The following is a 12,293-nucleotide window of genomic DNA, read 5'->3' as shown; positions in this document are numbered from 1 at the left end:
GAGCCACACCCTGCGGGCGGCTTCACCTTCCCCGACCGGCCCCTCAGGCCCTCGGACCTTCAGGCCTTGCCGATGCCCAGCGTCGACTCCGAGGGCAGCAGGCCGGAGCCGATGACCGCGACCCAGTAGTCGCCCAGGAGGGCGGCGAGGCGCTCGGTGGACTCCTGCCCCAGGGCCTGCCAGGGGCCGAGCGCCAGCCGGTCGGTGTCCTGCTCGATGCGGCGGCGCAGTTCGCGGCCCTGCTCCGTCGCCGCGTCGCCGTCCGGCTCGATCAGGCCTCTGGCCGCCAGGCGTTCGCGTGCCGCCGCCCACTCCTCGCGGGTCCAGCCGCGGCTCTCGAAGCGCTCGACGGACGCGGCGCCTATCGCCGCGAAGGACACCAGCGCCTCGGTCGGGTCGAGGCCGGCGACGAGCAGCGCGGCGAGGTGGCCGTCGCCACGGTGCTCACGCAGGACCGTGGCCGCCTGCCAGAGCTGGAGGTGCGGTTCGCTCGGCCACGCCAGCGCGGCGTTGGCCGCGGCGAGCGGGCGGCCCGCCGTGACCGCGGCCTCGGCGGCTCGGCGGGCGAGGGCGGCGGCCTCGGCCAGTCCGGGACCGTCCATCAGATCGCCGAACAGCTTGCGATACGCCCGGTCGACGCCCCGCAGGCGCGCCGCCAGGACGGCTTCGGGGTCGGCGACCTTCCAGGCGTCGTCGATGTACCGGGCGACCGTGCCGGGCCGGAAGCTGTAGAACGCGGAGCCCACCGCCTCGGCGCTCACCGGGCCCAACGGGGCCGCACGGAACGGGAAGTAGCTCGACCAGCGGTCCTCGGCCGAGTAGCCGAGCGCGCCGGCCTCCTCGAAGACCTCCGGCGCGAAGTACAGCACCGCATGCAGTGGCTCCAGCAGGTGCCAGAGCCTGCGCGCCTGGGCCGGCTCGACCGGCCCGCGCTGCTCGCCCACCCCGACCACCTCGTTCTCGGACATGACGTATCCCCCTCGTCGCCTTCGGCATCCGCCCACAACTTGACACTGACAAGATTGCCCGACCCCCGCGAACTTGTCAATGCCTAGATGCGGCGTACGCTGCTGTCCATGAACGACCGCCCCTACCACCACGGCGACCTGCGGCGCGCCATCCTCACCGCCGCCCTCGACGCCATCACCGCCGACGGCCCCTCCGGGCTGAGCCTGCGCGATCTCGCCCGCCGGGCCGGCGTCTCGCACGCGGCGCCGGCCCACCACTTCCGGGACCGCACCGGTCTGCTGACGGCGATCGCGGCGGAGGGCTTCGGCCTGCTCGCGGCCGCGATCAAGGAGGCGGCCGACCTGAAGGACGCGGGTGTGCGCTACGTCCGCTTCGCCCGCGAGCATCCCGCCCACTTCCAGGTGATGTTCACGCCCGGACTCCTGCGCGCCGACGACCTCGAACTCACCACGGCCCGCGCCCTGGCCACCGACGCCCTGCGCACCGCCGTCTCCCACGTCCGCCCCGAGGGCGGCGCCGACGACGACCGCCTCGCCGGAATCGCCGCCTGGTCCATGGCCCACGGCTTCGCCACGCTCCTCCTCAGCCACAACCTCGACAACGCGGTGGCCGGGCGGGACCCCGAGGAGATGTTCCGGGCCCTGGCGAGCATGCTGTTCCGGTCCCCGTAGTCCCCCTCGAGGCAGCTGCTTGACCTTGACACCGGCGTCAAGGTTCGACGATCGCCCCATGAACCCGGCCAACCCCATGAACCCTGCGAGCCCCGAGAACCCCAAGAGTCCCGCGAGCCCCGCGAGCCCCGCGGACGGGACTCGTACCGTCGTCGTCACGGGCGCCGGCACCGGTATCGGTCGGGCCACGGCCCATGCCTTCGCCGCGCTGGGAGCGTGTGTGATCGCCGTAGGCCGGCGGGCGGCGCCCCTCGCCGAGACCGCCGCCCACGACGAGGACCGCATCGTCCCGCTCGCCGTGGACATCACCTCCGAGGACGGCCCGGCCACCGTCGTCCGTACGGCGCTCGAGCGGGGCGGCGGACGCCTCGACGTCCTGGTCAACAACGCGGCGATCGTCAGCGCCGAGTCCCTGCGCACCTACACACGCGCGTCCGTGCAGCCCCAGCTCGCGACGAACCTGATCGCTCCCGTCCTGCTCACCCAGGCCGCGCTGGCGGCGCTGACGGACAGCCGGGGCGTCGTGGTGAACGTGACGACGGCCGTCGGGCAGCGCGGCTGGCCCGGAAACTCGCTGTACGCGGCCGGAAAGGCGGCGCTCGAAGTGCTCACGCGCAGTTGGGCGGTCGAACTGGCGCCGCTCGGGATCCGCGTCGTCGCCGTGGCGCCCGGTGCGATCGAGACGCCGATCGCCGACCACAGCGGCTACACCCCCGAGCAGCGTGCCGCGATCCGCAAGTGGCAGCTCGAGCACACCCCGCTCGGCCGGGTCGGCCGCCCCGCGGAGGTCGCCTGGGCGATCACCCGACTCGCCTCGCCCCAGGCCTCGTTCATCACGGGCGCGATCCTGCCGGTGGACGGCGGAGCGGTCGTCGCATGAGACTGGCGCGCATGCCCGAGCCCAAGCGCGAGCCCCTGCCCGAGCCCACGTACATACCCGCGCCCACGCCCACGCCCACGCCCATGCCTTCGCGGCCGCTGCGCATCGGCGAGCTCGCCGACGTCACCGGTGCCTCGCCACGCGCTCTGCGGCACTACGAGCAGGCGGGGCTGATCTCCTCCGAGCGGGCCGCCAACGGCTACCGGCGCTACGACGCCGCCTCCGTCGTCGTCCGCGTCCGCAACATCCGTCGCCTCGTGGCGGCGGGGCTCACCCTGGACGACGTACGCCTCTTCCTGCCCTGCCTGGACCAGGACGTGACGGCGTCGAGGCCGACCGGCCGGACCCTCCAGGTCGCGCTGCGGCGCCTCGCGGTCATGGAGGAGCGGATCGCGGCCCAGATCGAGGTCCGCGACCGTCTCGCGGCCGCCCTGGCCGAAGCCACCGAAGCCACCGGGGCCACTGTGTCCGCCGAAGCCACCGGCGGACGGATCGTCCGGCCGGTGGCCTGAGGAGACGGCCAGGGCCGGCTACTGCGCCTACGACGCCTGCGACGGCCTACGACCCCAGCACCGTCGCCAGGAACTCGCCGACCCAGCCCAGCAGTTCCCGTCCGACCAGCGGTTTGCCGCCGACCCTCGTGGGCTTCGGGCGGGGCACGAGGATCTGGTGCGCGGCCGGCTTGATGACCGAACCGGGGTACACCCGCTTCAGACGCAGCTCCTGCGACTCGCGCAGCTCCACCGGCGCGAAGCGGATGTTGGCGCCCTGGAGCACGATCTCGCCGACGCCACACGCGCGTGCCAGCATCCGCAGGCCGGCCACCAGCAGCAGGTTCTCCACCGGTTCCGGCAACTTGCCGTAGCGGTCGACGAGTTCCTCGCGGACGGCCTTGACGTCGTCCTCCGAGTTGGCGGAGGCGATGGAACGGTAGGCCTGGAGCCTGAGCCGCTCGCCGGGCGCGTAGTCGTGCGGGACGTGCGCGTCGACCGGCAGCTCGATCTTGACCTCGAGCGGCGGCTCCTCCTCGATACCGCCGGTCTCCAGCTGACGCCGGTAGTCCGCGACGGCCTCGCCGACCATCCGGACGTACAGGTCGAAGCCGACGCCCGCGATATGGCCGGACTGCTCGCCGCCCAGGAGGTTGCCCGCGCCGCGGATCTCCAGGTCCTTCATCGCCACGTACATGCCCGCGCCCATCTCCGTGTGCTGGGCGATGGTCGCCAGACGCTCGTGGGCGGTCTCCGTCAGGGGCTTCTCCGGGGGGTACAGGAAGTACGCGTAGCCGCGCTCCCTGCCTCGGCCCACCCGGCCGCGCAGCTGGTGCAGCTGGGACAGGCCGAAGGTGTCTCCGCGCTCCACGATCAGCGTGTTGGCGTTGGAGATGTCGATGCCGGACTCGACGATCGTCGTCGAGACGAGCACGTCGAACTTGTTCTCCCAGAAGTCGACGACGACCTGTTCCAGCGCGGTCTCGGACATCTGGCCGTGGGCGGTGGCGATGCGCGCCTCGGGCACGATCTCGCGCAGTCGCGCGGCCGCGCGGTCGATGGACTCGACCCGGTTGTGGATGTAGAAGACCTGGCCCTCGCGCAGCAGTTCACGGCGGATGGCGGCACCGATCTGCTTCTGCTCGTAGGGGCCGACGAAGGTGAGCACCGGGTGGCGCTCCTCCGGGGGCGTGGTGATCGTCGACATCTCGCGGATGCCCGTCACCGCCATCTCCAGGGTGCGCGGGATGGGGGTCGCGGACATCGTCAGGACGTCGACGTTCGCGCGGAGCTTCTTCAGCTGCTCCTTGTGCTCGACGCCGAAGCGCTGCTCCTCGTCGACGATGACCAGGCCGAGGTCCTTGAACTTGGTCTCGGAGGAGAACAGCCGGTGGGTGCCGATGACGACGTCCACGGAGCCTTCGCGCAGGCCCTCCAGGGTCGCCTTGGCCTCCGTGTCGGTCTGGAAGCGGGAGAGGGCCTTCACGTTCACCGGGAACTGCGCATACCGCTCGCCGAACGTGCCGAAGTGCTGCTGCACGAGGAGGGTCGTCGGCACGAGGACGGCGACCTGCTTGCCGTCCTGGACGGCCTTGAAGGCGGCGCGGACCGCGATCTCCGTCTTGCCGTAGCCGACGTCGCCGCAGATCAGGCGGTCCATCGGGACCGTCTTCTCCATGTCGTCCTTGACCTCGGCGATGGTGGTGAGCTGGTCGGGCGTCTCCGCGTAGGGGAAGGCGTCCTCCAGTTCGCGCTGCCAGGGGGTGTCGGTGCCGAAGGCGTGCCCGGGGGCGGCCATCCGGGCCGAGTACAGCTTGATGAGGTCGGCGGCGATCTCCTTGACGGCCTTCTTGGCGCGCGCCTTGGTCTTCGTCCAGTCCGCGCCGCCGAGCCGGTGCAGGGTGGGGGCCTCGCCGCCGACGTACTTGGTGATCTGCTCCAGCTGGTCGGTGGGGATGTAGAGCCGGTCGCCGGGCTGGCCGCGCTTGGCGGGGGCGTACTCGACGACCAGGTACTCGCGCGTGGCGCCCTGGACCGTGCGCTGCACCATCTCGATGTAGCGGCCCACGCCGTGCTGCTCGTGGACGATGTAGTCGCCCGCCTCCAGGGTGAGGGGGTCGATGGTCTTCCGGCGGCGCGCGGGCATGCGCGCGCCGTCCTTGCCGGCCGCCTTCTGGCCGGACAGATCGGTCTCGGTGAGGACGGCGAGGCGCAGCGTGTGGTCGACGAAGCCGTAGTCGATCGAGCCGCAGGACACATGCACCAGGGAGGGGCCGAGGTCGGTCAGGTCGGCGTCCAGCCGGGCCGCGACGCCCTCGCCGCCGAGCACCTCGACGGTGCGGGCCGCCGGGCCGTGCGCCTCGGTGACGAAGACGACGCGCCAGCCTTCGGCCAGCCAGCCCTTGGTGTCCGCGAGGGCTTTCGCGGTGTCGCCGCGGTAGGTCTCGGGGGCGTGCATGCCGAGCTTCAACGTGTCCGCGTCGAGTTCTTCGTCCGCCGCGAACGGCGACACCGACCACCACATCATGTCCAGCTCGCGCGCGTGGTCGCGGACGTCCGCGATGGACCACAGGGAGGCCGCGTCGACGTCGATGGGGGCCTCGCCGCCGCCGGCGGTGGCCGCCCAGGACGCCTGCAGGAACTCCTGCGAGGTCGCGACGAGGTCGGCGGCACGCGTGCGTACCCGCTCGGGATCGCAGACGACAGCCATCGCGTTCTTGGGCAGGACGTCGATCAGCAGCTCCATGTCGTCGACCAGCACCGGGGCCAGGGACTCCATGCCCTCGACCGCGATGCCCTCGCCGATCTTGCCGAGCAGCTCGCCCAGCTCGGGATGCTGCTCGGCGAGGGCACGCGCACGCGTGCGCACCTCTTCCGTCAACAGGAGTTCACGGCAGGGCGGGGCCCACAGGCCGTGGTCGGCGACCTCCAGGGAGCGCTGGTCGGCGACCTTGAAGTAGCGGATCTCCTCGACGTCGTCGCCCCAGAACTCGACGCGCAGGGGGTGTTCCTCGGTGGGCGGGAACACGTCCAGGATGCCGCCGCGCACGGCAAACTCGCCGCGCTTCTCGACGAGCTCCACGCGCGCGTAGGCGGCTGCGGCGAGGGCTTCGACGATCGCGTTCAGGTCGGCGCTCTGGCCGGTGCGCAGGGCCACCGGTTCCAGGTCGCCGAGGCCCTTGACCTGCGGCTGGAGCACCGAGCGGACCGGCGCGACGACCACCGAGACCGGGCCGGTCTCCGGGTCGTCGGGGCGCGGGTGGGCGAGGCGGCGCAGGACGGCGAGGCGGCGGCCGACGGTGTCGCTGCGGGGGCTGAGGCGCTCGTGCGGGAGCGTCTCCCAGGAGGGGTACTCCACGACGCCGTCCGGTGGGAGCAGCGAGCGCAGGGCGGCTGCCAGGTCCTCGGCCTCGCGGCCGGTGGCGGTGACGGCGAGGACCGTGCGGGCGCTCTCGCGGGCGAGTGCGGCGATCGCGAAGGGGCGGGCCGCCGGGGGGCCGACCAGGTCGACGTGCATGCGGTTGCCGTCTGCGGCCGCGGGGATCGCTTCCGCGAGGGCGGTGTCCTTGACGACGGCGTCGAGCAGACCGTGCAGGCTCATGGAGGGCTGTTCCGTCCGAGGGGTCGGGGGCGGGGCTTGTTGCTGGCAACGCGAAGGGCCCGACGCGTGTCACGGGCCGGGGGTGTCCAGGGTACGACGGGGCGGTGCGGTTCGCCGGGGGCTGTGGACAACCCCGGGGACGGTGGGGGTCGGCGCCGGGGTCCCGGTCGGGGTCCGGGCCGGGGGTCCGGGCCGGCGCACACAACCGGCCCGGCACCGAGAAGACCCCCGTCCTTCTCGATGCCGGGCCGTTGCCCCCGTGGGATGTGGTCAGTCCGTGGCGATCGCGTTGAGCACGTTCATGCGGCCCGCGCGGAACGCCGGGATCAGTGCCGCGAACAGGCCCACGAACGCGGAGCCGATGAACACGCCGATGATCGTCGGCCACGGGATGTCGAGGACGTCCAGGCCCTGCAGGGCGAGGAGTTGCTGGGCGGTGGCGCCCCAGCCCATGCCCAGGCCGAGGCCCAGCAGGGCGCCGAAGAGGGCGATGACGACCGACTCCATGCGGATCATGCGGCGCAGCTGACGGCGGGAGAGGCCGATCGCCCGCATCAGGCCGATCTCCCTGGTGCGCTCCACCACCGACAGGGCCAGGGTGTTCACCACGCCCAGGACCGCGACGATGATCGCGAGGGCGAGCAGGCCGTAGATCAGGTTCAGCAGCTGGCCGATCTGGTCCTTGAGCTCCTGCTTGTAGTCGGTCTGGTCGCGGACCGTGTACTGCGGATAGTCGTGGAGTGCGGCCTTGACCGATGTGTACGCGGCGTCCTGCTGTCCCTCCTTCGCGGTCGCGAAGACCAGCGCGTCCAGCGGCATCTTGTCGGCCGGGACGTACTTCTTCAGGGTGTCGATGGAGGTGTACATCGCGTGCTGGTCGATGACGACGTCACTGCTGGTGATCGCCCGGACCGTCAGCCGCGCGGTGGAGCCGTCCCGGAAGGCCACGGAGATCTTGGAGCCGAGGACGATCTTGTGGTCCTCGGCGAACTTCTCGTGGACGGACATCGAGTCGGGCTTGTAGGCGTCGGCGAGGTTGCCGGCGACCGTCTCGGTGCGCAGGTCGGTCGCGTAGCTCGGGTCGGCGGCGGTGATCGACGTCTTGTCGAGCGTCTTGCCGTCGGGGGTGGTGAAGTCGGCCTCGGTCGGCTTGTACTCGGTGACCCGCGCCAGGCCCGGCGTCGCCTTGATGGCCTGCACCGCCTGCGGGGTCATGAGCTGGCCGCTGTCGCTCTGGATGATGAAGTCCGTGCCGACGCTCTTGTCGAGCTCTTCGGTGGCCGAGGCGACCATGGAGGAGCCGACCACCGACAGGCAGGCGACCAGCGCGAGGCCGATCATCAGGGCCGCGCCCGTGGCGCCGGTCCGGCGCGGGTTGCGCAGCGCGTTGCGCTCCGCCATCCGTCCGACGGGTCCGAAGGCCCGCAGGACGAGCGCGCCCAGCACCCGGACCACCGCGCCCGCCAGCAGCGGGCCGATCACGACGAAGCCGATCAGGCTGAGCACCACGCCCAGGCCGAGCCACAGCGAGCCCTCGGCGGCCTTGTCGGCGGTGGAGGCGAGGTAGAGGCCGAAGGCGCCGCCGCCGGTCAGCAGCAGGCCGAGGACGGCCCGTACGGCGCCGGCCTTGGCGTCGGCCGGGGCGCCCGCGTCGCGCAGCGCGGCCATCGGGGAGACCTTGCCGGCGCGGCGGGCCGGCAGGTAGGCCGCCAGCACGGTGACGACGATGCCGAGGATCATGCCGATCACCGGGGTGGTCCAGGCGACCGTCAGATCGTCCGTGGAGAGGTTCATGCCGGTCAGGCTCATGAGTTTCATCAGGCCGATCGCGATGCCGACGCCCGCGCCGACGCCGAGGACCGAGCCGACCACGCCCAGGAGCAGGGCCTCCACGAGAACCGACCGGTTGACCTGCTTGCGGCTGGAGCCGATGGCCCGCATCAGGCCGATCTCGCGGGTGCGCTGGGCGACCAGCATCGAGAAGGTGTTGATGATCAGGAAGATGCCGACGAGGAAGGCGATCCCGGCGAAGCCGAGCATCGCGTACTTCATGACGTCCAGGAAGCCGCCCACGTCCGAGGCGTTGGCGTCGGCGGTCTCCTTGGCGGTCTGCACCTTGTAGTCGGCGCCGACCTCGGCCACGACGTTCGTCTTGAGCTGCGCGTCGCTCACGCCGGACGCGGCCGTGACGTTCACGTTCGTGAAGACATTCGGCCGGCCGACCAGTGCCTCCTGGGCGGTCCTCGTGTCCAGGTAGAAGATCGCGGCGCCGGGGTTGGTGACCTGGAAGGCGGCGATGCCGGAGATCTTCGCGGTGTGCGTGCCGATCGCGCTGATCACGCCGATCTCGTCGCCGAGCTTCAGGTGATGCTTGTCGGCGGTGTCCTCGTCCACCATGATCTGGTCGGAGCCCTTGGGGGCCGCGCCCTCGGTGATCTTCATGGTGCGGGCGTCGTTGCCGTTCCAGCTGCCGACGATGGTGGGCGCGCCGCTGGACGGCGACAGGCTGTCCTTGTCGGCGTCGACGACGGTCACGGAGGTCGAGAAGACGGTCCCCTCCGCCGACTTCACCCCTTGCGCCTTGCGGACCTCGTCGAGCACGGAGGCCTGCATGACCGGCGGCCTGCCGTTCTCGGAGGTCGTCTCACCGGTGTCCGAGGCGCCCTTCGCGCTCACCGTCACATCGGAGGAGGTGGCGGCGAAGAGCTTGTCGAACGTCGTGTTCATCGTGTCGGTGAACACCAGCGTCCCGCAGACGAACGCCACCGACAGCAGGACCGCCACGGCCGACAGGGCCATCCGTCCCTTGTGCGCGAAGAAGTTGCGCATGGAGGTCTTCATGACGGTCATGACGTACGCCCCCGCGCGTCGAAGTCCTTCATCCGGTCGAGGACGGTCTCGGCAGTCGGCTTGAACATCTCGTCGACGATCCGGCCGTCCGCGAGATACAGCACGCGGTCCGCGTAGGAGGCCGCCACCGGGTCGTGCGTGACCATGACGATGGTCTGGCCCAGGTCGTCCACCGAGCGGCGCAGGAAGCCCAGCACCTCGGCGCCCGCGCGCGAGTCGAGGTTTCCGGTCGGCTCGTCCCCGAAGATGATCTCCGGGCGGGCGGCGAGGGCCCGGGCCACGGCGACCCGCTGCTGCTGACCGCCCGAGAGCTGGGTGGGACGGTGCTTGAGCCGGTCACTGAGGCCGACGGTCTCCACCACCTGGTTCAGCCAGCCCTTGTCCGGCTTACGGCCGGCGATGTCCATGGGCAGCGTGATGTTCTCTATCGCGTTCAGCGTGGGCAGCAGGTTGAACGCCTGGAAGATGAAGCCGATCCGGTCCCGGCGCAGCTTCGTGAGCTTCTTGTCCTTCAGCCCGGTGATCTCGGTCTCGTCGAGGTAGATCTCTCCCGACGTGACGGTGTCGAGACCGGCGAGGCAGTGCATCAGCGTGGACTTGCCGGACCCCGAGGGGCCCATGATCGCGGTGAACTGGCCGCGGGCGATGTCCACGTCGACGTGGTCGAGGGCGACGACACGGGTCTCACCGGACCCGTACGCCTTGACGACCTGCCGCGCCCGCGCGGCGACGGCCGTACGCCCTCCAGTGCCCCCGTGCCTGGGAATGGTCACAGCCGAAGTCACGGTAAATCTCCTCAGTAGAAGGTCAGAAGCAGAAGCTGCATAGCGAGAAGCGCTACGCCGAAGAGTCTGTCGGCGGAAGGGGGTCCCGCGCGCTGGTGCTCGGGCCCGTCTTCCAGGGGGGTTAACCCCACCCCCCGCCGGTGCGTCTGCCGCCCCCCAGCGGCATAAAGCCAGGTTAAGGAGCGGCCCGGGGCCTTCTCCTCCTCCGACGGTACGAACCCTCCCCCAGCCGTAGTACGGAGGGACCCCTAGGGGCCGTCCACCGTCAGGTGGAGGCGCTCTCGGGGTCGTGTCCACCCTTCGACCCGGTCAGGCTCCACCCTCCCGCGACGTGAGGGTCAAGTGGGAAGCTGAGTTCCGGCAGTTGCATGCAAGGGGCACGGAACACGGGACGACAGAACATCTGGGGAGGGGCATCCGTGGGGGACACCAGACCTGCGACACGCGGGACCGCGCAGCCGACGCAGACGCACAAGCGGGGAGCGGTCGTCGCCGCGCTCATGCTCGCCATGGCACTGGCCGCGCTCGACTCCACCATCGTCTCCACGGCCGTCCCGCAGATCGTCGGCGACCTGGGCGGGTTCTCCGTCTTCTCCTGGCTGTTCTCCGGCTACCTGCTCGCCGTCACCGTCACCCTGCCGGTGTACGGCAAGCTCTCCGACACCTTCGGCCGCAAGCCGGTGCTGGTCGCCGGAGCCGTCCTCTTCCTGCTCGGCTCGCTGCTGTGCGCGCTCGCCTGGAACATGGGGGCGCTCATCGCGTTCCGCATCGTGCAGGGCCTGGGCGGCGGAGCGTTGCAGGGCACCGTGCAGACGCTCGCCGCCGACCTGTACCCGCTGAAGGAGCGCCCGAAGATCCAGGCGAAGCTGTCCACGGTGTGGGCGCTCTCCGCGGTCGCCGGACCCGGGCTGGGCGGAGTGCTGGCCGCCTACGCGGACTGGCGCTGGATCTTCCTCGTCAACCTGCCCATCGGGGCGGTCGCGTTGTGGCTGATCGTCCGTCATCTGCACGAGCCGCAGCGGGAGTCGGACAGCGGGGCGGAAGGAAAATCGCGCCTACGCGCGCGTGTCGACTGGGCGGGCGCGCTGGCGGTGTTCGCGTGCGGCGGGGTGCTGCTGACCGCGCTGGTGCAGGGCGGGGTGGCGTGGCCGTGGCTGTCGGGACCGTCGCTCGCGCTGTTCGCCGCGGGGCTGGCGCTGGCCGGCCTCGTCGTCGTCATCGAACGCCGGGCCGCGGAGCCGATCATCCCCGGCTGGGTGTGGCGCCGCCGGACGATCGCCGCGGTCAACCTCGCGCTCGGCGCGCTGGGTCTGCTGATGGTGGCCCCGACGGTGTTCCTGCCGACCTACGCCCAGGCGGTCCTGGGGCTGGGGCCGGTGACCGCCGGCTTCGTCCTCTCCGTGTGGACGCTGAGCTGGCCGCTCTCCGCCGCCCTCAGCCAGCACGTCTACCGGCGCATCGGCTTCCGCGACACCGCACTGCTCGGCATCGGCACGGCGACGCTGATCCTGCTCGCGTTCCCGTTCCTGCCCTACCCCGGCCAGGCCTGGCAGCCGACCCTGCTGATGCTCCTGCTCGGCGCCGCGCTGGGCCTCTTCCAGCTCCCGCTGCTCGTCGGCGTGCAGTCGACGGTCGGCTGGTCGGAACGCGGGACGACGACCGCGTCCGTGCTGTTCTGCCGGCAGACGGGCCAGACGATCGGCGCGTCGGTGTTCGGCGCGGTCGCCAACGGGGTGCTGGCCGCCCGCCTGGGCGGCGCGGGCGACCTGGACTCGCTCGCCCGCGACCTGGACACCGGCGCCGCCGCCGAGGCGACCCGCCGGGCGGTCGCCGACGCCGTGCACGCGGTGTACCTGGGCGCGGCGTGCGCGGCGGCCCTGGCGTTCGTCGTCCTGCTCCTCCTGGCCCCACGCCGCTTCCCGGTACGAACGGAGTGAGGCACCGAGCCCACCGGGAGCACCAGGACCGCCGGGGCAGCCGGGGCAGCCGGGCTCAACAGGACCACCGGGGCGCCGGGCCTGCCGGGCCTGCCGGGGCATCCCGACC

Annotated in this window: 8 protein-coding genes; 4 read left to right on the top strand and 4 right to left on the bottom strand. The window is 71.7% G+C overall.

Annotated features, from left to right (window positions below):
• Nucleotides 1–59 precede the first annotated feature (59 nt).
• Complete coding sequence (locus ACWD4O_RS32225; RefSeq protein WP_451285293.1) at nt 60–968, bottom strand: SCO6745 family protein; 909 nt, start codon at nt 966–968, stop codon at nt 60–62.
• A gap of 108 nt (nt 969–1,076) precedes the next feature.
• Between ACWD4O_RS32225 and ACWD4O_RS32220 the strand changes: the two genes are divergently transcribed.
• From ACWD4O_RS32220 to ACWD4O_RS32210, 3 genes are all read left to right on the top strand, one after another.
• Nucleotides 1,077–1,640 carry a TetR/AcrR family transcriptional regulator gene (locus ACWD4O_RS32220; protein WP_451285291.1) on the top strand — a complete coding sequence of 188 codons (564 nt, stop codon included), beginning with the start codon at nt 1,077–1,079 and terminating at the stop codon, nt 1,638–1,640.
• 76 nt (nt 1,641–1,716) lie between these two features.
• Nucleotides 1,717–2,520, top strand: a complete 804-nt coding sequence (locus tag ACWD4O_RS32215) for an SDR family NAD(P)-dependent oxidoreductase (protein ID WP_451285444.1) — start codon at nt 1,717–1,719, stop codon at nt 2,518–2,520.
• Nucleotides 2,521–2,618: 98 nt separating this feature from the next.
• Nucleotides 2,619–3,032 carry a MerR family transcriptional regulator gene (locus ACWD4O_RS32210; protein ID WP_451285442.1) on the top strand — a complete coding sequence of 138 codons (414 nt, stop codon included), beginning with the start codon at nt 2,619–2,621 and terminating at the stop codon, nt 3,030–3,032.
• Between the two features lie 46 nt (nt 3,033–3,078).
• On the opposite strand, the gene mfd is transcribed toward ACWD4O_RS32210, so the two are convergent.
• The 3 genes from mfd to ACWD4O_RS32195 form a co-directional block, all read right to left on the bottom strand.
• A complete protein-coding gene (gene mfd, locus ACWD4O_RS32205) occupies nt 3,079–6,612 on the bottom strand; it encodes a transcription-repair coupling factor (RefSeq protein ID WP_451285289.1) in 3,534 nt (1,177 codons plus the stop codon).
• Nucleotides 6,613–6,882: 270 nt separating this feature from the next.
• Nucleotides 6,883–9,462 carry an ABC transporter permease gene (locus tag ACWD4O_RS32200; RefSeq protein ID WP_451285287.1) on the bottom strand — a complete coding sequence of 860 codons (2,580 nt, stop codon included), beginning with the start codon at nt 9,460–9,462 and terminating at the stop codon, nt 6,883–6,885.
• The gene (locus ACWD4O_RS32195; RefSeq protein WP_351918450.1) at nt 9,459–10,247 is read right to left on the bottom strand and encodes an ABC transporter ATP-binding protein; all 789 of its coding nucleotides are present in this window, start codon (nt 10,245–10,247) and stop codon (nt 9,459–9,461) included. Before ACWD4O_RS32195 ends, ACWD4O_RS32200 begins: the two co-directional genes overlap by 4 nt.
• A gap of 419 nt (nt 10,248–10,666) precedes the next feature.
• Here ACWD4O_RS32195 and ACWD4O_RS32190 point away from each other — a divergent pair, with 419 nt between their 5' ends.
• The gene (locus tag ACWD4O_RS32190) at nt 10,667–12,184 is read left to right on the top strand and encodes an MFS transporter (RefSeq protein WP_451285285.1); all 1,518 of its coding nucleotides are present in this window, start codon (nt 10,667–10,669) and stop codon (nt 12,182–12,184) included.
• Nucleotides 12,185–12,293 lie beyond the last annotated feature (109 nt).

This window comes from Streptomyces sp. NPDC002623, from assembly GCF_053592635.1.
The sequence above is the reverse complement of the archived record's forward strand: the minus strand, read 5'-3'. Positions and strand labels throughout refer to the sequence as shown.